Genomic DNA, 22,407 nt, shown 5'->3' on the forward strand with positions numbered 1-22,407 from the left:
CGTGGAGAAACTGATCGCGCTGCTCATCGCGGCGCCCCTGCTCGGAGCGGCCGTCCTCCTGGTCGGCGGCCGGTGCCTGGACCGCGTCGGCCACTGGATCGGCACCCTGCTGTCCACCGCGTCCTTCGTGTTCGGCCTGCTCCTCTTCGCCGACCTGCTCGGCAAGAACGCCGAACACCGCACCCTGATCCAGCACCTGTGGAGCTGGATCCCGGTCGCGGGCTTCCAGGCGGACGTCACCCTCCGCCTCGACCAGCTGTCGATGACCTTCGTGCTGCTGATCACCGGCGTCGGCTCGCTGATCCACCTGTACTCGGTCGGGTACATGGAGCACGACGCGCGCCGCCGCCGCTTCTTCGGCTATCTGAACCTGTTCCTCGCGGCGATGCTGCTGCTGGTCCTCGCCGACAACTACCTGCTGCTGTACGTCGGCTGGGAGGGCGTCGGCCTCGCCTCCTACCTGCTGATCGGCTTCTGGCAGCACAAGCCCAGCGCCGCCACGGCCGCCAAGAAGGCGTTCCTGGTCAACCGCGTCGGCGACATGGGCCTGTCGATCGCGATCATGCTGATGTTCACCACCTTCGGCAGCTTCGCCTTCGGTCCGGTCTTCGGCCACACGGGCGACGCCTCCCAGGGCAAGCTCACCGCGATCGGCCTGATGCTGCTGCTCGCCGCGTGCGGCAAGTCCGCCCAGGTGCCGCTCCAGTCCTGGCTGGGCGACGCGATGGAGGGCCCGACCCCGGTCTCGGCCCTGATCCACGCGGCGACCATGGTGACCGCGGGCGTCTACCTGATCGTCCGTTCCGCGGCCGTCTTCAACGCGGCGCCGGACGCGCAGCTCGCCGTCACCGTGGTCGGCGCGGTCACGCTGCTCTTCGGTGCGATCGTCGGTTGCGCCAAGGACGACATCAAGAAGGCGCTGGCCGGCTCGACCATGTCGCAGATCGGCTACATGGTGCTGGCCGCGGGGCTCGGCCCCATCGGCTACGTCTTCGCGATCATGCACCTGGTGACGCACGGCTTCTTCAAGGCCGGGCTGTTCCTCGGCGCGGGCTCCGTGATGCACGGCATGAACGACGAGGTCGACATGCGCAAGTACGGCGGCCTCAGGAAGTACATGCCGGTCACCTTCGTCACCTTCGGCCTCGGCTACCTCGCCATCATCGGCTTCCCGGGCCTGTCCGGCTTCTTCTCCAAGGACAAGATCATCGAGGCGGCCTTCGCCAAGGGCGGCACCGAGGGCTGGATCCTCGGCGGCGCGGCCCTGCTGGGCGCGGCCATCACCGCGTTCTACATGACGCGCGTGATGCTGATGACCTTCTTCGGCGAGGAGCGCTGGAAGAACCGGCCCACCCGCTCGCCCGGGGCGCCCAGCGCCGAGCCCGCCGCCGAGCACCGCGGCGAGCACACCGAACCGCACCCGCACGAGTCCCCGAAGGTCATGACGATCCCGATGATCGTGCTGGCCGTCGGCTCGGTCCTCGGCGGTGGCTTCTTCAGCATCGGCGACCGCTTCCTGCACTGGCTGGAACCGGTCACCGGACACAGCGAGGGCCACTCCCCGGTCAGCGCCGGCGAGGTCACCGCGGCCACGATGGTCTGCCTGGTGATCGGCGTGGCCATCGCCTGGGCGCAGTACGGCCGCAAGCCGGTCCCGGCCGTCGCCCCGCGCGGCTCCCTGCTCACCCGCGCCGCCCGCCGCGATCTGCTCCAGGACGACTTCAACCACGTGGTCCTGGTGCGCGGCGGCGAGCACCTGACGCGCTCCCTGGTCTATCTCGACCACTCGCTGGTCGACGGCGTCGTCAACGGCACGGCGGCCGGCTTCGGCGGTCTGTCCGGGCGGCTGCGCCGGTTCCAGAACGGCTTCGCCCGCTCCTACGCGGTCTCGATGTTCGGCGGTGCGGCCCTCCTGGTCGCCGCGACCCTGCTGATGAGGGCGGTCTGATACCGATGTCCTTTCCCCTGCTGACAGCGACGGCGGCGCTCCCGGCCGTGGGAGCCGTCGCCACGGCCGCCGTACCGGCCGCGAGGCGCACCGCCGCCAAGTGGCTGGCCCTGCTCGTCTCGCTCGGCACGCTCGCGCTCGCGATCACCGTCCTGGTCCGTTTCGACCCGGGCGGCGCCCGCTACCAGCTCACCGAGTCCCACTCCTGGATCAGCGACTTCGGGGTGCGCTACGAGCTGGGGGTGGACGGCATCGGGGTCGCGCTGATCGCGCTGACCGCCGTGCTGATCCCGTTCATCGTCCTGGCGGGCTGGCACGACGCCGACCCGCTGGAGACCGGCAGCCGCCGCTGGCGCCCCACCCAGGGCTTCTTCGCGCTGATCCTGGCGGTCGAGGCGATGGTCCTCATCTCCTTCGAGGCCACCGACGTCTTCCTGTTCTACATCTTCTTCGAAGCCATGCTGATCCCGATGTACTTCCTCATCGGCGGCTTCGGGGACCGGGCCCACGCCCAGGGCGAGCAGGCGGCGTCCACCCAGCGGTCGTACGCGGCCGTGAAGTTCCTCCTCTACAACCTGGTCGGCGGTCTGATCATGCTGGCCGCGGTGATCGGCCTCTACGTGGTCGCCGGGAACTTCTCCCTCCAGCAGATCGCCGAGGCCCGCGCGAACGGCTCGCTGCACATGGCGACGAGCACCGAACGCTGGCTGTTCCTCGGCTTCTTCTTCGCCTTCGCGGTGAAGGCGCCGCTGTGGCCGCTGCACACCTGGCTGCCCAACGCCATGCAGGAGTCCACCGCCCCGGTCGCCGTCCTCATCACGGCGGTGGTCGACAAGGTGGGCACCTTCGCGATGCTCCGCTTCTGCCTCGGGCTGTTCCCCGCGGCCAGCCGGTGGGCGACGCCGGTGATCCTCGTCCTGGCCCTGATCAGCATCGTCTACGGCGCGCTGCTCGCCGTCGGCCAGCGGGACATCAAGCGCCTGGTGGCCTACGCGTCGATCTCCCACTTCGGCTTCATCATCATGGGCATCTTCGCGATGACCAGCCAGGGCCAGTCCGGCGCCACCCTGTACATGGTCAACCACGGCATCTCCACGGCCGCGTTGATGCTGGTCGCCGGTTTCCTGATCTCCCGGCGCGGCTCGCGGCTCATCGCCGACTACGGCGGGGTGCAGAAGGTCGCCCCGGTGCTCGCCGGCACGTTCCTGATCGGCGGCCTGGCCACCCTGTCACTGCCCGGCCTGGCACCGTTCGTGAGTGAATTCCTGGTCCTGGTCGGCACGTTCACGCGCTACCCGGTGATCGGCGTCATCGCCACCTTCGGCATCGTCCTCGCCGCGCTCTACACCCTGGTGCTCTACCAGCGGACCATGACGGGCCCGGTGAAGCCCGAGGTGTCGGCGATGCCCGACCTGAAGGTGCGCGAACTGCTGGTCGTGGGGCCGCTGATCGTGCTGCTGATCTTCCTGGGCGTCTATCCGAAGCCCGTGACGGACATCGTCAACCCGGCGGTGCGGCACACCATGTCCGACGTCCAGAAGAAGGACCCCAAGCCCGAGGTGGAGGCGGTCAAGTGAGCACCCCAGCCGTCCACAGCCTGTGGACAACCGCGGCGGACCGCATCCCCCAGATCGGCGCGCCGAAGATCGAGTACGGACAATTGTCGCCGACGCTGATCATCATCGGTGCCGCGCTGGTCGGGGTGCTGGTCGAGGCGTTCATCCCGCGCAGATCCCGTTACTACGCCCAGGTGTTCGTGTCGGTCGTCGCCCTGTGCGCCGCGTTCGCCGCGGTCGTCGGGCTCGCCGCCGACGGGTACGGCACCACCAAGGCGCACATCGCCGCCATGGGCGCCATCGCGGTCGACGGACCTTCGCTGTTCCTCCAGGGCATCATCCTGCTGGCCGGCCTGGTGGGGCTGTTCACCTTCGCCGAACGGCGCCTGGACCCGGCGGCCCACGGCAACCGGGTCGACTCCTTCGCGGCGCAGGCCGCCGCGGTGCCGGGCGGCGAGGGCGAACAGGCCGCGGTCAAGGCCGGGTTCACCACCACCGAGGTCTTCCCGCTGCTGCTCTTCGCCGTCGCCGGCATGCTGGTGTTCACCTCGGCGAACGACCTGCTGACGCTGTTCGTCGCGCTGGAGGTCTTCTCCCTGCCGCTGTACCTGCTGTGCGCGCTGGCCCGCCGCAAGCGGCTGATGTCGCAGGAGGCCGCGGTCAAGTACTTCCTGCTCGGCGCGTTCGCCTCCGCGTTCACCCTGTTCGGCATCGCGCTGCTGTACGGCTACGCGGGCTCGGTGTCGTACGGGCGCATCGCCCAGGTCGTGGACGGCTCGGTCACCGATGTGAGCCCGGCGCTGGCGGGCACCATGGGCAATGACGCGCTGCTGCTCATCGGCGGCGCCCTGCTCGTGATGGGCCTGCTGTTCAAGGTCGGCGCGGTGCCGTTCCACATGTGGACGCCCGACGTGTACCAGGGCGCGCCCACCCCGGTGACCGGCTTCATGGCGGCGGCGACCAAGGTGGCCGCGTTCGGCGCGCTGCTGCGGCTGCTCTACGTCGTGCTGCCGGGGCTGCGCTGGGACTGGCGGCCGGTGATGTGGGCGGTCGCGATCGTCACCATGCTGGGCGGCGCGATCGTCGCGATCACCCAGACCGACATCAAGCGGCTGCTGGCGTACTCGTCCATCGCGCACGCCGGATTCATCCTCGCGGGTGTCATCGCCACCTCGAAGAACGGTGTGTCGTCGGTCCTCTTCTACCTGGCCGGCTACTCGTTCGTGACCATCGGCGCGTTCGCGGTGGTCACCCTGGTGCGGGACGCGGGCGGCGAGGCGACCCACCTGTCCAAGTGGGCGGGGCTCGGCCGGCGTTCCCCGCTGGTCGCGGCGGTCTTCGCGGTGTTCCTGCTGGCCTTCGCCGGCATCCCGCTGACGTCCGGCTTCGCGGGGAAGTTCGCCGTCTTCAAGGCGGCGGCGGCCGGTGGCGCGGTCCCGCTGGTGGTCATCGGTGTGATCTCCTCGGCGATCGCGGCGTTCTTCTACATCCGCGTGATCGTGCTGATGTTCTTCAGCGAGCCCAAGCCCGAGGGCCCGACCGTGGCCGTGCCGTCGCCGCTGACCACGCTGGCGATCGGCATCGGCGTGGCGGTCACGCTGGTGCTGGGCGTGGCGCCGCAGTACTTCCTCGACCTGGCGAGCCAGGCGGGCGTGTTCGTGCGCTGAGCCGCCGTGCCGCACGGCACGCGAAGGCCCCGGTTCCCTGCGGAGCCGGGGCCTTCGCGCGGGACGGTACGGCGGCCGTCGTACGGTCAGCCGGGCGCGCCCGGGTAGGGGCACTTCACGTCGGGGTTCCACTCGTAGAACAGTCCGCTGGGGTTCTTCTTGTAGAGCCAGGCGTGCAGCGAGTAGTGGGTCGGGATGGTCGAGTTGTGGTGCGCGGTGACCGGGCCCTCGAACTTCCGCCCGAACATCGTGGGCCGCGCGGTGTTCTTGCCGGCCTTCACGATCCACTCCACCCCGGTGAGCCGGCGCCCGCCCCTGCCGTCGTCCTCGTAGAGCAGGGCGGCGGGCTTCACCGGGTCGAGGGAGCCGTAGAGCTTGGGGTCGATGTAGTGGTAACCCATGGCGCCCTTGCCGTCGTTCATGTCCATGGTGCAGGGGTTGGGCTTGTACCCGGCGGCCAGCGCGAGGGGGACGTACCGGTACTTCGCGGTGGCCGACACGGTGGGCGCCAACTGCTTCCAGACGGAGGCGTCGACGGGGCCCTGGTCGGCGTGGGCGGGGGCCGTCACGAGGGTGAGGCCTGCGGTGGACGCGAGGGCGAGGGCGGCCTTGACGAGGTGAGCGGGCATCGTGCGGGGCTCCTTGGGGAGGAGACGGGGTCGCACCGAGCAGCTTGTGCCGGGGCAGGTCACCGGGCCATCCGGGGCGGCCGTTCGGGTGACGCGGGGCCCGGATCGTTTCTCCCGCTTCTCACCCGAACGGCGCACGGCTTTGGCAAGATCGCCGTGAAGGCGGCCACCGGTCATCGGGGCCGACCGACGAGAGGACGATGTCATGACGCTCACGACGAGCAAGCCCACCGTGGCCATCCTGGGCGCGGGAGGCGTCGGCGGTCTGCTGGCCGCCCTGCTGTCCCGCTCCGGCCACCGGGTCGTCTGCCTGGCCCGCGAGGCCACGGCCGACGCCCTGCGCGACGGCGGGATCGAGGTCCGCAGCCGGCGGTTCGGCGACTTCCGGGCCGCGGTGGAGGCGGACACCGAACTGCGCGAGCCGGTGGACGCCTGCCTGATCACCGTGAAGCACACCACGCTGGACGACGCGCTCGCCCGGGTGACGCCCGCCGCGCTCGGCGACGCCCTGGTCGTGCCGTTCCTGAACGGCGTCGAGCACCCCGCCGTCCTGCGCGCCCGCTACGGTGCCGACCGGGTGGCCGCCGCGGCGATCCGGGTGGAGTCCACCCGCCTGCCGTCCGACGGCACCGGGCCGGTCGTGATCGAACACGGCAGCCCGTTCGCCGAGATCGACCTGGCCGCCGGCCCGGCCGGCCACGCCCGCCTCGAAACCCTCGCGAAGGCGCTGTCGGAGGCGGGGACGACGGCCCGGGTGGTGGCGGACGAGACCAGGACACTGTGGGAGAAGATGTCCTTCCTCGCCCCCTTCGCGCTGCTCACCACCCGGTACGGCCTTCCGCTCGGCGAGGCCCGCACCCGCCACCGGGAGGAGCTGGAGGGCCTGGTCGCGGAGACCGCCGCGGTGAGCCGCGCCTGCGGGTGCCCCGTCGACCCCGCCGGCGCCCTGGCGCGCTACGACGCCTTCCCGCCCGAGACCAAGTCCTCCATGCAGCGCGACGCGGAGGCGGGCCGGCCCCTGGAGCTCGACGCCATCGGCGGCGCACTGCTGCGGGCCGCCGACCGCCACGGCGTACCGGTGCCGGTGACGACGAGGCTGGTACGGGAGATCGCGGCGGCCGGGCACTAGTCGGGCGGGGCCCGGCGGTGATCATCGCCGGGCCCCTTTCCCTCGCCTGGAATCGCACTGGTGTTCGCGAGTTGTGGATAACTCCGGGACTGTCGGTGCGGCCCCCTATCGTTGAGGCAGTGGTCGAAGGGCGGCACGCGGGGGACCGGCGGGGGACAGGACGATGGAAGCGACGGGCGGGATCAGCGAGATGCCAACGGTGACCGAAGAGCTGGGCGCGGCCGGCAGCGAGGTGCTGGCCACCCTCAACCGGGTCTTCGGGTACGAGGCCTTCCGGGGCCAGCAGGAAGCGATCATCGAGCATGTGGTGGCGGGCGGTGACGCCCTGGTGCTCATGCCGACCGGCGGCGGCAAGTCGCTGTGCTACCAGATCCCGGCCCTGGTCAGACCCGGTACCGGCGTGGTCGTCTCGCCGCTGATCGCACTGATGCAGGACCAGGTGGACGCCCTGCGCGCCCTCGGTGTCCGGGCCGGCTTCGTCAACTCCACCCAGGACTTCGACGAGCGGCGGACGGTCGAGGCCGAGTTCCTGGCCGGCGAGCTGGACCTGCTGTACCTGGCGCCGGAGCGGCTGCGCCTGGACAGCACCCTGGACCTGCTCTCGCGCGGCAAGATCTCCGTCTTCGCGATCGACGAGGCGCACTGCGTCTCCCAGTGGGGCCACGACTTCCGCCCCGACTACCTCAGCCTGAGCCTGCTCGGCGAGCGCTGGCCGGACGTCCCGCGGATCGCCCTGACGGCCACCGCGACCCGGGCCACCCACGAGGAGATCACCCAGCGGCTGAACCTGCCCGCGGCCCGCCACTTCGTGGCCAGTTTCGACCGGCCCAACATCCAGTACCGGATCGTCCCCAAGGCCGACCCGAGGAAGCAGCTGCTCGCCTTCCTGCGCGAGGAGCACCAGGGCGACGCGGGCATCGTCTACTGCCTCTCGCGCAACTCGGTGGAGCGCACCGCGGAGTTCCTGAGCGCCAACGGCATCGAGGCGGTGCCGTACCACGCGGGCCTGGACGCGGGCACCCGCGCCGCCCACCAGTCCCGGTTCCTGCGCGAGGACGGCCTGGTCGTGGTGGCGACCATCGCCTTCGGCATGGGCATCGACAAGCCCGACGTCCGCTTCGTGGCCCACCTGGACCTGCCCAAGTCCATCGAGGGCTACTACCAGGAGACCGGCCGCGCGGGCCGCGACGGGCTGCCGTCCACGGCCTGGATGGCGTACGGCCTCAACGACGTGGTGCAGCAGCGCAAGCTGATCCAGTCCGGCGACGGCGACGAGGCGTTCCGGCGCCGCGCGGCCGCCCACCTCGACGCGATGCTCGCCCTGTGCGAGACCGCCCGGTGCCGGCGCGGCCAGCTGCTCGCCTACTTCGGCCAGGAGCCGGACGCGACGGGCTGCGGCAACTGCGACACCTGCCTGACCCCGCCGGAGACCTGGGACGGCACCGTCGCCGCGCAGAAGGTGCTGTCCACGGTGGTGCGGTTGCAGCGCGAGCGCGGACAGAAGTTCGGCGCCCTCCAGATCGTGGACATCCTGCTCGGCAAGCGCACCGCCAAGGTGATCCAGTTCGACCACGACCAGCTGTCCGTCTTCGGCATCGGCAAGGACCTCGAAGAGGGCGAGTGGCGCGGCGCCATCCGGCAGCTGCTGGCCCAGGGCCTGCTCGCGGTCGAGGGGGAGTACGGCACGCTGGTGCTCACCGAGGCGAGCGGCTCGGTGCTGCGCGGCGAGCGGGAGGTTCCGCTGCGCAAGGAGCCGAAGCGGCCGGCCGCCTCCCGGTCCAGGCCGGCCGGCGGGTCGGGCGGGGGCAAGGCCAAGGCCGCCGCGGCCGAGCTGCCCGAGGAACTGCTCCCCGCCTTCGAGGCGCTGCGGGCCTGGCGCACCGGCCAGGCCCGGGAGCAGGGCGTTCCGCCGTACATCATCTTCAACGACGCCACCCTGCGCGCGATCGTCTCCCTGATGCCGCGCTCCATCCGGGAACTGGCCACGGTCAGCGGGGTCGGCGAGAAGAAGCTGGTGACGTACGGCGAGGAGGTCCTCTCCGTGCTGGCCTCCGTGGACGGCCCCGCGGCGCCCGCCGCCGCGCCCGTCCCCGAGGAGGCACCGGCGGACGACGACTGGCCGGCCCCGGAGGACGAGCCGGACTTCTGGGAGTAACGGCCTCCCCTCCCGCCTCCGCTGCGTGACGGAGCGGGCCGGTCCGTCGGCCCGGCCCGCTCGGACTCGCCTGCCGCTCCGCCACCGGCCGCCCGTGCCGGGGCGCAGCGAGGCGACTCGACGGTCCGCACGGCCTCGCGGCGCCCGCGCCATAGCGGTCGACCACCCCGAACAGCCCAGGCACAGCCCACGAGATCCGGCGTGCCGCGCGCCGGCGTGCCCACGACGTCACCGCCGGGCCACACCCGAACCCCGGCGCCCGCCACGCCGTCGACCTGTGCCCCGCGCCACCGGCGGGCGACGAGCTTCCACCACACCCGCAACGGCCGCCTCCGAAGGCACCTCACGAAGTCACCGGCAACGGTGACTGCTTAGTGACACGCGGGTCCGCCGACCTGCATCCTGTGCGGGACCCCGCCGGCGCCTCCGAGCCGACCGCGCACCGCTCCGCTCGGAGGCGCAACCGAGCTGAATTGGAGTACTCCCATGCGCATTGGAGTCCCTCGCGAACCAGCAGGGGAGACACGCGTCGCCGCGACACCGGCGACGGTCGGACAACTGACGGCACTCGGGTACGACGTGCTCGTCGAGTCGGGGGCCGGGGCACTCTCCGCCTTCGCCGACGCGGCGTACGAGGAGGCAGGGGCGCGGATCGGCACGGGCGAGGAGGCGTGGGGCGCCGACATCGTCTTCCGGGTCAACGGCCCGTCGATGGACGAGGTGGGCAAGCCGAAGGACGGCGCCACCCTGATCTCCACACTCGCGCCGGCCCTCAACCCCGAACTGGTCGACGCGCTCGCGGCGAGACCGATCACGGTGCTGGCGATGGACGCGGTGCCGCGCATCAGCCGCGCCCAGTCGCTGGACGTGCTCTCGTCCATGGCCAACATCGCCGGCTACCGGGCGGTGGTCGAGGCGGCCCACGAGTTCGGCCGCTTCTTCACCGGCCAGGTGACCGCCGCGGGCAAGGTGCCGCCGGCGAAGGTGCTCGTCGCCGGCGCGGGTGTGGCCGGTCTGGCCGCGATCGGCGCGGCCTCGTCGCTGGGCGCGGTGGTGCGCGCGACCGACCCCCGCCCGGAGGTGGCCGATCAGGTGAAGTCGCTGGGCGGCGAGTACCTCCCGGTGGTGGTCGAGGAGGAGGCGCAGCGGTCGTCCGACGGCTATGCGAAGGCCACCTCGGACCGCTACAACGAGGCCGCGGCGAAGCTCTACTCCGAGCAGGCCGCGGACGTCGACATCATCATCACCACCGCGCTGATCCCGGGGCGCCCGGCACCGCGGCTGATCACGGCCGCCGACGTGGCGAGCATGAAGCCGGGCTCCGTGATCGTCGACATGGCCGCCGGCATGGGCGGCAACGTCGAGGGCAGCGAACCCGGGCAGCGGATCGTCACCGGCAACGGCGTGGTCATCCTCGGCTACACCGACCTCGCCGGCCGTCTGCCCACCCAGGCCTCGCAGTTGTACGGGACCAACCTGGTCAACCTGATGAAGCTGCTCACCCCGGGCAAGGACGGCAAGACCGTGCTCGACCTCGACGACGTCGTGCAGCGCGGCATCACCGTGGTCAAGGACGGCGAGAAGCTCTGGCCGCCGCCGCCCGTGCAGGTCTCGGCGGCGCCCGCCGCCGAGCCGCGGCCGGCCCCCGAGGCACCCGCCAAGGAAAAGAAGGCGCCGATGGACGCCGGCACCAGGGTCGCCCTGACCCTGGCCGGCATCCTCGTCTTCGGGCTGGTGGTCGCCTTCGCCCCGGCGCCGCTGCCGCAGCACTTCACCGTGCTGATGCTCGCGATCGTCATCGGCTACTACGTGATCGGCAAGGTCCACCACGCCCTGCACACCCCGCTGATGAGCGTCACCAACGCCATCTCCGGCGTCGTCGTCGTGGGCGCGCTGCTGAAGGTGTGGTTCCCCGACCACCTCATGCAGGCGCTCGGGGTCCTCGCCGTCCTGCTCGCCTCCATCAACATCTTCGGTGGCTTCGCGGTGACCCGCCGCATGCTCGCCATGTTCAGCAGGGGGAACTGACGACATGACCGTCTCCGCCATGGCCACCGCGGCGTACATCATCGCCGCGCTGCTCTTCATCCTCAGCCTCGCCGGACTGTCCAGACACGAAAGCGCCCGGCAGGGCTGGGTCTACGGCGTCGCCGGCATGGGCGTCGCCCTGGTCGCCACCATCGTCCACGTCATCGAGGACGGCCACGACCAGGCCGGCGACAACAGCACGCTCGGCATCGTCCTGATGTTCGTCGCCGTCCTGGTCGGCGCGGTGATCGGCCTGTGGCGTGCCCGGATCGTCCGGATGACCGGCATGCCCGAGCTGATCGCGCTGCTGCACTCCTTCGTCGGTCTGGCCGCCGTGCTGATCGGCTGGGTCGGCCACCGCGAGGGCCTGCTGGCCCGCGCACCGTCCGAGTCGCCGATCTCGCTGTGGCACATCCACAACGCCGAGATCGCCATCGGCGTCTTCATCGGCGCGGTCACCTTCACCGGCTCGATCGTGGCCAACCTCAAGCTCTCGGCGCGGATCAAGGGCGCCCCGCTGATGCTGCCGGGCAAGAACCTCATCAACGTGGGCGCGCTCGTCGTCTTCGCGGGACTCACCGCGGCCTACGTCGTCGTCTCCCACGACCGGACCGACGGCACGGGCACGCTCGTCCTCGGGCTGATCACCCTGGTCGCCCTGGCCCTGGGCTGGCACCTGGTCGCCTCCATCGGCGGCGGTGACATGCCGGTCGTGGTCTCGATGCTCAACAGCTACTCCGGCTGGGCCGCGGCGGCCTCGGGCTTCCTGCTCGACAACGACCTGCTGATCGTCACCGGCGCCCTGGTCGGCTCCTCCGGTGCCTACCTCTCCTACATCATGTGCAAGGCGATGAACCGGTCGTTCATCTCGGTCATCGCCGGCGGCTTCGGCATCGAGGCCACGGCCTCCGACGGCGGCGCGCACGGCGAGCACCGCGAGATCTCGGCCGAGGAGACCGCCGAACTGCTGGCCACCGCGTCGAGCGTGGTCATCACGCCGGGCTACGGCATGGCCGTCGCCCAGGCGCAGTACCCGGTGGCCGAGCTGACCCGCCTGCTGCGCGAGCGCGGTGTCGACGTCCGCTTCGGCGTCCACCCCGTCGCCGGGCGGCTCCCCGGGCACATGAACGTGCTGCTGGCGGAGGCGAAGGTGCCCTACGACATCGTGCTGGAGATGGACGAGATCAACGACGACCTGGCCGAGACCGACGTCGTCCTGGTCATCGGCGCCAACGACACCGTCAACCCGGCCGCGGCCGAGGACCCCGCCAGCCCGATCGCCGGCATGCCGGTGCTGCGGGTCTGGGAGGCGCGGAACGTCGTCGTCTTCAAGCGCTCCATGGCCACCGGTTACGCGGGCGTGCAGAACCCGCTGTTCTTCCGGGAGAACTCCCAGATGCTCTTCGGCGACGCCAAGACACGGGTCGACGACATCGTGGGGGCACTCTCCGCGGCCCGGACGGCGCACGCCGCGGTGTAGTCCGACGCGCTTCTCCCCGCGCACGTGACGCTTCGTCAGGGCCCGGCGGCACAGGTCGCCGGGCCCTCGTCACGGCCGGTTCAGGACAGCGCCGTCAGGCCCGGCGCGAAGGTGATCAGCAGCGGCAGGAGCGGCACCAGCGCGGCCACCGTGGTGGTCAGGGCCCGGTGGCGGCGCAGCAGCCGAGGGGGCGGCTCCAGCAGGCGGTCCACCCGCTCGCCCAGCAGCCGGCGGCTGGAGGCGCAGGACAGGACGCCCCGGTGCTGGTTGAGCTCGATCAGCGCGAGGGCGGTGGTCAGATGGCCGCAGCGCCGGGAGGCGGCGTCGTCGGCGGCCAGTTCCACCAGGCGGTGCGTCTGGTCGCGGAAGTGGGCGAAGAGCGGCACCCGGGGGAAGCCCGCGGCGAGCGCGGCGGACAGGTGCAGCAGCCAGTCGTGGTGGGCGCGCGCGTGGCCGCGTTCATGGGTGAGGACGGCGTCCAGCTGACGGCCGGTGAGCCGGTGCAGCGCCCCGGTGGTCACCACCAGCTGCGGGGGGTGCCCCGGCATCCACCAGGCGTCCGGGTACTCGTCCTCCAGGACCAGCATCGGGCCGCGCGCGGCCGGCAGCCCGGCCGGCAGATCCGGCGCCCGCTCCCGCAGTTGGGCCCGGGCCTGGCCCCGGCTGCGGCGGGCCTCCACCAGTTCCCGGCCGAGCATCGCGGTCGTCCAGGCCGCCCCGCAGGCCAGCCCCACGGTGAGCAGGGCGGCCCACACCGGGGCCGCGGAGAGGTCGTAGGCCGCCGTGACGGCGGGCGGCGCGGGGGCGAACACATGGTCGCGCACGGTGCGGAAGACGGCCGCGGCGCCGAGGGTCAGCCCGGCCAGACAGCACAGCAGGACGGTGGCGACCAGGCACTGCCACACCCACAGCGCGACCACGGGTTCCCGTTCGGGCCAGTCGGCCCGGGTCAGCGCGCGCGGTGCCGGTACGGCCGCCGTCAGGGCGACGACGCTCAGCAGGAGCAGGCAGACGGTCATGCCGGGGCTCCGGTTCCTGGTCCGAGAGGGGCAAGAAGGAAAGGGGCGGTGCGGTACGGGTGGTGCGGCGAGGGGCGGTGCGCGCGGGCGCCCGCCGGGGTGTGGTGCCTGTCCTCGCCAGTATGACGAAGAGGGGCGCCGCGAGTCAGGTACCGGAACACAGACCGTCCGCTCCGGCATCCGCGCGCGGCGCCCGGCGCCGGATCAGGCCGACGGCACGATCCGCCCGGTGACCTCGCCGAGTCCGACGCGGGTCCCGTTCGGGCCCGGGGCCCACGCCGACAGCGTCACCACGTCGCCGTCCTCCAGGAAGGCGCGCTTGCCGTCGGGGAGGTCGAGGGGGTCGCGGCCGTTCCAGGTCAGCTCCAGCAGCGAGCCGCGCTGTCGCTCGTCGGGCCCGCTGACGGTGCCGGAGCCGTACAGGTCGCCGGTGCGCAGCGAGGCGCCGTTGACCGTCATCTGGGCGAGCTGCTGCGCGGCGGTCCAGTACATGGTGGAGAACGGCGGCTCGGACACCACGTGACCGTTGACGGCGACCGAGATCCGCAGGTCGTAGCCGCCGGGCTCGATGCCGGGGGCGGCGTCGTCCAGGTAGGGGAGCAGCGGGTGGGTGCGCTCGGGCGGGGCCGTCTTCGCGTGCTCCAGGGCCTCCAGCGGGGTGATCCACGCCGACACCGAGGTCGAGAACGACTTGCCGAGGAACGGGCCGAGGGGCACGTACTCCCAGGCCTGGATGTCCCGCGCGGACCAGTCGTTGAGCAGGCACAGCCCGAAGACGTGCTCCCGGAAGTCGCCGAGCGCGACCGGGGACCCCAGCTCGGTCGGCACGCCCACGACGAAGCCGACCTCGGCCTCGATGTCCAGCCGGATCGACGGCCCGAACACGGGCGCCGGGTCGGCGGGGCCCTTGCGCTGCCCGGAGGGCCGTACGACGTCCGTGCCCGAGACCACCACGGTGCCGGCGCGGCCGTGGTAGCCGATCGGCAGGTGCTTCCAGTTCGGGGTGAGGGAGTCCGGGGCGTCCGGGCGGAAGATCCTGCCGACGTTGCGGGCGTGGTTCTCCGAGGCGTAGAAGTCGACGTAGTCCGCGACCTCGAAGGGCAGGTGCAGGTCCACCTCGGACAGCGGGTGGAAGAGCGGCTCCAGGGTCTCGCGGTGCGCGGGGTCGGTGACCCAGGAGGTGATCGCGGCGCGCACCTCGGACCAGGCGGCGCGGCCCGCCGCGAGCAGCGGGTTGAGGGTGGGGCGGGCGAGCAGCGCGTGGTGCGGCGAGCCCAGGGCGGCGGCCGCGGCGCCCGCGTCGAGGACCTGGTCCCCGAGCCGGACGCCGACCCGGCGCTCCCGGCTGCCGGAGGGCGAGAACACGCCATAGGGAAGGTTGTGCGGACCGAAGGGGTCGCCCTCGGGGACGTCGAAGGGGGGCATGGGGTACTGCCTCGCTCTCATCCGGGCCATGCATGGCGCTGTTCCATGTGGTCGGCCACACGTTACGGCCGCGACGCGCCTTTTGGGCAGTGCCCGCCGGGGGCCGCGGCCCGCGGCCGCAGGTGCCGCCGGGCGCGCGGCACGGTCGGGGGCCCGGGCCGGTCGACCGGGGCACGGCCGGGGCAACCCCGGTCCCCATCAGGGGCGCCACGGCGCGCACTTGGGGGCGGTCGGCACGCAAGTACGCGCGACGGCGGATGAGTCGGCGGAGTCGCGGGATCCGTATTCTCTGCTCATGGCACCCTCCCCCGCGTACGCACTGATCGCCACCGACCTGGACGGGACGCTGCTGCGCGGCGACGACACCGTCTCCGAGCGCACGCTCTCGGCGCTCGCGCGGGCGGCCCGGACCGGCGCCCGGCACCTGGTGGTGACCGGCCGTCCGGCCCCCAGAGTGCGGCCGCTGCTGGCGGCCCTCGGCTGCACGGGGCTCGCGGTGTGCGGGCAGGGGGCGCAGGTCTACGACGCCGGGGCCGACCGCCTGCTGTGGTCGGTGCGGCTGGACCGGGAGCAGGCCGAGGCCGCGCTCGGCAAGATCGAGGCCGAGGTGGGGCAGGTGTACGCGGCCGTCGACCAGGACGGGGTGGAGGGGCTCACGCTGATCGAGCCGGGCTACCGGATGCCCCATCCGACGCTGCCCGCGGTGCGGGTGGGCCGGCGCGACGATCTGTGGGGAGCGCCGATCAGCAAGGTGCTGCTGCGCCACGCCACCCTGTCCGACGACGAGTTGGCGGCGGTGGCGCGCTCGGTGGTGGGACCGCTGGCCACGGTCACCATGTCGGGGCCGGGGACGGTGGAACTCCAGCCGTGCGGGGTGACCAAGGCGACCGGTCTGGCGCTGGCCGCCGAGCGGCTCGGCGTCGCCGCGGAACGCTCGCTGGCCTTCGGCGACATGCCCAACGACGTCCCGATGTTCCGGTGGGCGGCGCACGGGGTCGCCATGGCCGACGCCCATCCGGAGCTGAAGGCGGTGGCCGACGAGGTCACCGCGTCGAACGAGGACGACGGCATCGCCGTCGTCCTCGAAAGACTGTTCCCGGCGGACTGACGGGGTGCCGTCGGCCCGCCGGGCGCCGGTCAGTAGGCGCTGTTGACGTTGTCCATGGAGCCGTAGCGGTGCGCCGCGTAGTTGCAGGCGGCGGTGATGTTGGCGACCGGGTCGTAGATGTTCCAGGAGGTCCCGGCCACGTGGTACGCGTTGAAGGTCGGGTCGATCACCTGGAGCAGGCCCTTGGACGGGATGCCCTTGGCGGCGTTGGAGTCCCACAGGTTGATGGCGTTCGGGTTGCCCGAGGACTCGCGCATGATGTTGCGGTAGATGCCGTTGTAGGAGCCCGGGATGCCCTTCTGGCTCATGATCGCCAGGGACTCGCGGATCCAGCCGTCGAGGTTGTTCGGGTACCCGGCGGTGGTGACGGAGGCCGAGGCGGTGGCGGTGGCCGCGGAGGCACTGGCGGCGCCCACGAGCGGCATGGCGATCACGGCGGCGCCGGTGCCGGCGACGGCGAGCATACGGACGACGCGGTTGGTGCGGGTGCGGCGCGACTGAACGGCAGCAGGCATGGGGACGTTCCTCTCCTACGCCTGCGAGGTGAGCTGTCGGGTTCGGGCGGGGAGGTGCCCGGCCGTGCCCCGCGAGAGGCACGGCTTAACCCCAAGCCGTCCCGGTGCGACCGCGTGTCGCGGCATGCGCTGCGTCACGTGTGTCGTCCGGTCCGGCGACTTACCTGGGTCCCCCGCTCCTGCCGTACGAATGAGTTCGTTGATGGGTGTACGGGCGGCGGCAGGATTCGGCGTCCGCCCGATGGGTCGGGAACGTATGCGAGAGCACATGTCGGGAACAAGTGCCGGATTCACCTGATGAGGCATTTGACCTTGATCATTAGCCTATGGGGTACTTGATCCTTTGCGATTGCCAACGCTCAACTCGCTTGCCGGGCAAGGCGATAGGGGGTCCCGGATGGCCGGTCGGGGGCAGGGGGCGGGTGTGGTCCAATTCACCAAATGGCAAACTGTGTTAAATCGGGCATGAGGGATTCCGGGTATTCGTCCCCCGGTGGGGTGGAGCGGGTACTCCGCTCACCTCCGGGCTCGCGACGAAGCTCGGATTTTCCTGTTAAGTCGAAAAATGTCCGTTCTTCTCATCCGATCGAAGGGGTGCCGGATGTGCTCCGATACCGCCCGGGCTGGACGGGTGGGCGCTATCGGTGATCGAAACCGGACCGGATACGCTGACTTGAGTGATGGCAGCGACCTATCGACAAACCGTGTAATCGCCAGCAGACACCAGCAGACAGGAGACCCCTCGTGACCGTCGTCGGGCCGTTCGGGCTGAGCGTGCGGGACCAGGCTCTCGAAGCCGATGTCCAGGCCGGATTGGCGGCTGTCGAGGAAGGCCTGCTAGAGGCCACCAAGAGCGAGGTCCCGTTCATCACCGGGGCCGCGCAGCACCTCGTACGGGCCGGCGGGAAGCGGTTCAGGCCGCTGCTCGTGATGCTCGCGGCGCAGTTCGGCGACCCCTACGCGCCCGGAGTGGTGCCGTCGGCCGTGGTGGTGGAGCTGACCCACCTCGCCACGCTGTACCACGACGACGTCATGGACGAGGCCGCCGTACGCCGGGGCGTGGACAGCGCCAACACCCGCTGGGGCAACTCCGTCGCGGTCCTCACCGGCGACTTCCTCTTCGCCCGCGCCTCCCAGATCCTCGCCGACCTCGGCCCCGAGGCGGTCCGGGTGCAGGCCCTCGCGTTCGAACGGCTGGTCACCGGCCAGATCCTGGAGACCGCGGGCCCCACCGACGGCCGCGACCCGGTGGAGCACTACCTGGACGTGCTCGGCGGCAAGACGGGCTCCCTGGTGGCGGTCTCCTGCCGGTTCGGCGCGATGATGTCCGGCGCCGACGAGACGGTCGTGGACGTGCTCACCCAGTACGGCGAGCGGCTCGGCGTGGCCTTCCAGCTCGCCGACGACTACCTGGACATCGCCTCCGACTCCCAAGAGTCCGGCAAGACCCCCGGCACCGACCTGCGCGAGGGCATCGCGACCCTCCCCGTGCTCCGGCTGCGCGAGCGCGCCGCCCGGCTCGGCCTGCCGGAGGACATCGCCCTGTGCGAGCTGCTGGACTCCGACCTCAGCGACGACGCCCGGCACGCCGAGGCGCTGGCCGCGCTGCGCGCCCACCCGGCCCTGGAGCAGGCCCGCCGGGACACCGTGCGCTACGCCGAGGAGGCGCGCGCCGCGCTGGCGCCGTTGCGCGAGTGCGACGCCAAGGTCGCGCTGATCGAGCTGTGCGACGCGGTGGTGCACCGCACCGGGTGACCGGCCGGTCCGGTGTCCACCGGGGACCGACCCGTCCGGCGCCCACCGGGTGGCCGTACCCGCCCGGGTGCTCCATCCTGCCCATAGGGATCCGTTCGAGCCCCTAGGGGTGTCCCTTGCGTGTCATACCGCAGTCGTACGCCGAGTTGCCTCCGTGGTCTGACGATTCCTCAGCGCGGATTTGGTCGTATGGACACCACGGACATCACCACTCCTCACCGATTCGGGTGAGACCGGCGGCTCGGGTGGACCAGCGTGAGAGCAGCCGCCGCCGACGACGGAGGTAAGGCACACATGGCACCGTACGAATCCGACGACGCACAGGGCGCCGACCGGGGCGAGGAAGCGCGCTCGGGCCGCCGCAGGGCCGCCCGGTACGCCGTCCCGGTCGCGGTGGTGGGGGTGGCGGCGGCTACGATCGGGCTGGTCCCGGCCCTCGCCGACTCCGGCGACCCCGACCTGCCCCGGATCACCGCCCAGCAGCTCATCCAGAAGATCGCCGCGTCCGACGTGCAGCGGCTGTCCGGCACTGTGAAGGTCAGCACCGACCTGGGCCTGCCCGACCTCGGCGGCCTGGAGAGCGGCCTCACCTCCGGCATGAACCGCGGCGCGGGCTCCGGTTCCGCCGCCGACCCGCAGTCCCGGCTCACCGAGCTGGTCACCGGCACGCACACCCTGCGCGTCGCCGCCGACGGCCCCGACCGGCAGAAGCTGTCGCTGGTCGAGCAGGGCGCCGAGTACAGCGTCATCCACAACGGCAAGGACGTCTGGGGCTACGACAGCAAGAGCAACCAGGTCTCCCACGGCACCGCGCCGGCCGGCAAGGACCGGCGGGCCGAGCCCCCGGCCACGCCCAGGGACTTCGCCGACGAGGCCCTGAAGTCGGTGGACGACACCACGTCCGTGACCGTCGACGGCACCGCCCGGGTCGCCGGGCGCGACGCCTACAAGCTGCTGATCAAGCCCCGGCAGTCCGGCACCACGGTCGGCGCGATCAGCATCGCGGTGGACGCCGGGACGGGCATGCCGCTGAAGTTCACGCTGACCCCGAAGAGCGGCGGCGCCGCGGTGCTCGACGCGGGCTTCACCCAGGTCTCCTTCGCCCGCCCGGCCGCCTCGGCCTTCGCCTTCACCCCGCCGAAGGGCGCCAAGGTCACGGAGCGCGAGGACGCGCCGGGCAAGGGCGCGCAGCGGCCCGGCAAGGGGCTGGAGGGCATCCAGGGCAAGGGGCTGGAAGGCGCCGCGGGACCGACCGTCCTCGGCAAGGGCTGGACCTCCATCGCCACCTTCGACACCGGCGCCAAGGGCGGCCTGCCCACCGGCGCCAAGGGCGGCGACGCGGCCGGCTTCCTCGGCTCCCTGGGCGAGAAGGTCTCCGGCTCGTTCGGCAAGGGCACCGTCTTCTCCACCCGCCTGGTCAACGCCCTGATCACCGACGACGGCAAGGTCTACGCCGGCGCGGTCACCAAGGACGCGCTGGTGAAGGCGGCGGACGCGGGCAAGTAGGCCGCAGCGGTCCGCGAGGGAGCCGACGGCACCGCCGTCGGCTCCCTTTCGCATGCGCCCCTCCCGGCGGCGCACCGGGTCCGCCGCCGCGTCGTTGATCAGTACCCCCGCGCGGCCCCCGGCGAGCCGCGGACCTGCGGCGCCGGTCCGTTGGGACGAGGCTGTGACGTCGTGGTGACGCGGGGGCCGGGGTGGAACCAGCACACTGGTCGGCAGGATGCGTACGGCCGGATCGCGGCACGGGGGAGTGAGGGAAGACCGATGGCTCGACTGAGCTTCGAGAAGAAGCGGGCGCCGGGGCCCGTGGCCCACCCGGCGGCGGTGCCCGTGCGGGTGTACGGCGCGGGCGGCGCCTCCGTGGGCGGTACGGCCGTCGTGGCGGAGCCGGGCGAGGAGATCCAGCAGGCCGTGCTGAACCACCTCCAGCGCCTCGCCATCAGCCTCGGCGCCCCCATACGCGCCACCATCCAGGACGACCGCGCCGGCTGTGTCGTCCCGCTGGAGGTCTCGGCGGACGGCTCCAGCCGGGTCACGGGGAAGGCCGTACGGGTGGCCCCGGCGGAGTCCCCGGAGTTCGCGCCCTCCGGGAAGCCGCGCACGCCCAGGGGCGCGTTCGGCCCGGCCCCCGTCATGGCGGCCCCGGCCCCTGCCTCTGCGGCCCCGGCACCCGCCTCTGCGGTGCCCGCGCCTGCCGTGCCACCGCCTGCCGCGCCCGCGTCCGCCGTACCTGCCGTGCCCGCGCCCGTCGCGCCCTCCGGGCCCGCTCCTGCCGCGCCGGTGCCGGTCGTGGAAGGGCCGGAACCGCTCACGGACGTCGTCGTCACCGCCGGACCCCCGGCCTCCGCGTCCCCCACCACCACCGACTGGCCCACCGAGTCCTCCGCGCCCACCACCGCCACCCCCACCCCGCCCCGCGGTTTCGACGCCGTGGCCGAGGAGGTGCTGGGCGACGGCCCGGTCACCGAGACGCGGGAGGGCGCGGAACTGCTCACCGAGCCGATGACGCGGATCAACGAGGCCGTGCGGGCGGGCCGGATCGACGACGCGGCCGAACTCGTCGAGCGCACGGTCGAGGAGGCCGCCACCGTGCTGGGCCCCCGGCACGCCGAGGTGCTGCACCTGCGCGAACTGGCCGCCTACATCGCCTACTTGGCGGGCGAGCCGGTGCGCGCCTGCCGGCTCTCCCTCGACCTGGCCCGGCTGCGCCGGACCGCCGGGGACGCCGAGGCGGCGTACGGCAACGTGCAGAGCGCGTCGACCGCCTGGCGTGCCGTGCGCGACCCGGAGGAGGGCCTGCGGCTGGGGCGTGACCTGATCGACCTCTGGACGGACCTGGCCGCCGAGCCGGGCCCCGCGGCCGACGACCCCCGCCCCCTGGAGTCCGCCCGCGCCCGCATGCTCCGCCTCACCGACCGGGCCGCCCGCGCCGCCGGGTGACCGGCCGGGGCCGTCAGGCTTCCAGCGACGCCTGGTCCGGGGACCTCGCCCCGGGCGTCTCCACCGCGGCGGCCGGCACGACCGCCGCCTTCCGCTGCCCGCGCGCCGTGTGCAGCGCGTTGCCCGTCAGCAGCAGCAGGGCCACCCACACCAGGGCGAAGCCGGCCCAGCGCTCGGGGGGCATGGATTCGTGGAAGTAGAGGATGCCCAGGAGGAACTGGAAGACCGGGGTCAGGTACTGGAGCAGGCCCAGGGTGGAGAGCGGGACGCGGATCGCCGCCGCGCCGAAGCAGACCAGGGGGAGGGCGGTGACGATGCCGGTGGAGGCGAGCAGGGCTCCGTGGCCCACGCCCTCCGTCGTGAAGGTGGAACGGCCCTGCGCCGTGAGCCACAGCAGGTAGCCGAGCGCGGGCAGGAACAGGATCGCGGTCTCCGCGGCCAGTGACTCGATGCCCCCGAGGGCGACCTTCTTCTTCACCAGCCCGTAGGTGGCGAAGCTGAAGGCGAGGCAGAGCGAGATCCACGGCGGGCGGCCGTAGCCGATGGTCAGGACGACGACGGCGGCGAAGCCGGTCGCGACCGCCGCCCACTGCACGGGCCGCAGCCGCTCCTTCAGGAGCAGCACGCCCATGCCGATGGTGACCAGCGGATTGATGAAGTAGCCGAGGGACGCCTCGACCACGTGGCCGGAGTTCACCGCCCAGATGTAGACGCCCCAGTTGACGGTGATCACCGTCGCCGCCACCGCGATGAGCGCCAACCGCCTCGGCTGGCGCAGCAGTTCGCCGACCCAGGCCCAGCGCCGTACGAACAGCAGGGCCGCGACGACGAAGAGCAGGGACCACGCCATGCGGTGGGCCAGGACCTCCACCGCCCCGGCCGGCTTCAGCAGCGGCCAGTACAGGGGGACCAGGCCCCACGCGCCATAGGCGGCGAAACCGTTCAGCAGACCTATGCGGTGCTCACCCTTGGATGCCGCGGCCACGGACCCTCCCTCTGACTCCTGCACGCGTCGGCGTACGCGCGGGGACGAAGGTAGCGCCGGGCGCC

16 protein-coding genes and 1 riboswitch are annotated in these 22,407 nt (G+C 72.3%); of the genes, 11 read left to right on the top strand and 5 right to left on the bottom strand.

Annotated features, from left to right (window positions below; translation table 11 throughout):
• Position 1 precedes the first annotated feature (1 nt).
• From nuoL to nuoN, 3 genes are read left to right on the top strand one after another with little or no spacing between them, the layout of a single operon-like run.
• Positions 2-1,948 carry an NADH-quinone oxidoreductase subunit L gene (gene nuoL, locus BLW85_RS22735; RefSeq protein ID WP_074992982.1) on the top strand — a complete coding sequence of 649 codons (1,947 nt, stop codon included), beginning with the start codon at positions 2-4 and terminating at the stop codon, positions 1,946-1,948.
• Between the two features lie 5 nt (positions 1,949-1,953).
• The gene (locus BLW85_RS22740; protein WP_070025337.1) at positions 1,954-3,525 is read left to right on the top strand and encodes an NADH-quinone oxidoreductase subunit M; all 1,572 of its coding nucleotides are present in this window, start codon (positions 1,954-1,956) and stop codon (positions 3,523-3,525) included.
• Positions 3,522-5,171, top strand: coding sequence for an NADH-quinone oxidoreductase subunit NuoN (nuoN, locus tag BLW85_RS22745; protein ID WP_070025338.1), 1,650 nt, complete (start codon positions 3,522-3,524; stop codon positions 5,169-5,171). Before BLW85_RS22740 ends, nuoN begins: the two co-directional genes overlap by 4 nt.
• An 86-nt stretch (positions 5,172-5,257) precedes the next feature.
• Here the strand turns inward: nuoN and BLW85_RS22750 are convergent, their stop codons facing one another.
• Positions 5,258-5,800, bottom strand: a complete 543-nt coding sequence (locus tag BLW85_RS22750) for a hypothetical protein (RefSeq protein WP_070025339.1) — start codon at positions 5,798-5,800, stop codon at positions 5,258-5,260.
• A gap of 205 nt (positions 5,801-6,005) precedes the next feature.
• On the opposite strand from BLW85_RS22750, the gene BLW85_RS22755 reads away from it, so the two are divergent.
• The 4 genes from BLW85_RS22755 (at position 6,006) to pntB (ending at position 12,592) form a co-directional block, all read left to right on the top strand.
• The gene (locus tag BLW85_RS22755; RefSeq protein WP_070025340.1) at positions 6,006-6,929 is read left to right on the top strand and encodes a ketopantoate reductase family protein; all 924 of its coding nucleotides are present in this window, start codon (positions 6,006-6,008) and stop codon (positions 6,927-6,929) included.
• A gap of 163 nt (positions 6,930-7,092) precedes the next feature.
• Positions 7,093-9,084 (top strand): DNA helicase RecQ, encoded by a 1,992-nt coding sequence (recQ, locus tag BLW85_RS22760; RefSeq protein ID WP_074992983.1) that lies wholly within the window; start codon positions 7,093-7,095, stop codon positions 9,082-9,084.
• 486 nt (positions 9,085-9,570) lie between these two features.
• On the top strand, positions 9,571-11,112 hold the full coding sequence (locus BLW85_RS22765; RefSeq protein WP_074992984.1) for a Re/Si-specific NAD(P)(+) transhydrogenase subunit alpha: 1,542 nt from the start codon (positions 9,571-9,573) through the stop codon (positions 11,110-11,112).
• Positions 11,113-11,116: 4 nt separating this feature from the next.
• Positions 11,117-12,592 carry a Re/Si-specific NAD(P)(+) transhydrogenase subunit beta gene (gene pntB, locus BLW85_RS22770; protein ID WP_074992985.1) on the top strand — a complete coding sequence of 492 codons (1,476 nt, stop codon included), beginning with the start codon at positions 11,117-11,119 and terminating at the stop codon, positions 12,590-12,592.
• An 80-nt stretch (positions 12,593-12,672) separates the two neighbouring features.
• Here pntB and BLW85_RS22775 read toward each other — a convergent pair whose 3' ends face one another.
• Entirely contained in the window at positions 12,673-13,611 is a 939-nt protein-coding gene (locus BLW85_RS22775) for a M56 family metallopeptidase (RefSeq protein ID WP_070025344.1), read from the bottom strand.
• A 204-nt stretch (positions 13,612-13,815) separates the two neighbouring features.
• Positions 13,816-15,036, bottom strand: a complete 1,221-nt coding sequence (fahA, locus tag BLW85_RS22780; RefSeq protein WP_074992986.1) for a fumarylacetoacetase — start codon at positions 15,034-15,036, stop codon at positions 13,816-13,818.
• A gap of 295 nt (positions 15,037-15,331) precedes the next feature.
• On the opposite strand from fahA, the gene BLW85_RS22785 reads away from it, so the two are divergent.
• Positions 15,332-16,144, top strand: a complete 813-nt coding sequence (locus BLW85_RS22785) for an HAD family hydrolase (RefSeq protein WP_074992987.1) — start codon at positions 15,332-15,334, stop codon at positions 16,142-16,144.
• A gap of 29 nt (positions 16,145-16,173) precedes the next feature.
• On the opposite strand, the gene BLW85_RS22790 is transcribed toward BLW85_RS22785, so the two are convergent.
• Positions 16,174-16,659 (bottom strand): transglycosylase SLT domain-containing protein, encoded by a 486-nt coding sequence (locus tag BLW85_RS22790; protein ID WP_074992988.1) that lies wholly within the window; start codon positions 16,657-16,659, stop codon positions 16,174-16,176.
• 3 nt (positions 16,660-16,662) lie between these two features.
• A riboswitch (cyclic di-AMP (ydaO/yuaA leader) is annotated at positions 16,663-16,871 on the bottom strand.
• A 532-nt stretch (positions 16,872-17,403) separates the two neighbouring features.
• Between BLW85_RS22790 and BLW85_RS22795 the strand changes: the two genes are divergently transcribed.
• The 3 genes from BLW85_RS22795 to BLW85_RS22805 all read left to right on the top strand — a co-directional run bounded on the left by BLW85_RS22795 (position 17,404) and on the right by BLW85_RS22805 (position 21,357).
• Positions 17,404-18,414, top strand: coding sequence for a polyprenyl synthetase family protein (locus BLW85_RS22795; RefSeq protein WP_074992989.1), 1,011 nt, complete (start codon positions 17,404-17,406; stop codon positions 18,412-18,414).
• 294 nt (positions 18,415-18,708) lie between these two features.
• Positions 18,709-19,920, top strand: coding sequence for a LolA family protein (locus BLW85_RS22800; RefSeq protein ID WP_070025349.1), 1,212 nt, complete (start codon positions 18,709-18,711; stop codon positions 19,918-19,920).
• A 261-nt stretch (positions 19,921-20,181) separates the two neighbouring features.
• Positions 20,182-21,357 carry a hypothetical protein gene (locus tag BLW85_RS22805; RefSeq protein ID WP_074992990.1) on the top strand — a complete coding sequence of 392 codons (1,176 nt, stop codon included), beginning with the start codon at positions 20,182-20,184 and terminating at the stop codon, positions 21,355-21,357.
• A 13-nt stretch (positions 21,358-21,370) separates the two neighbouring features.
• On the opposite strand, the gene rarD is transcribed toward BLW85_RS22805, so the two are convergent.
• The gene (gene rarD / locus BLW85_RS22810; protein WP_074992991.1) at positions 21,371-22,342 is read right to left on the bottom strand and encodes an EamA family transporter RarD; all 972 of its coding nucleotides are present in this window, start codon (positions 22,340-22,342) and stop codon (positions 21,371-21,373) included.
• Between the last annotated feature and the right edge of the window lie 65 nt (positions 22,343-22,407).

Origin of the sequence: Streptomyces misionensis (genome assembly GCF_900104815.1) — a bacterium.
Lineage (GTDB): Bacteria > Actinomycetota > Actinomycetes > Streptomycetales > Streptomycetaceae > Streptomyces > Streptomyces misionensis.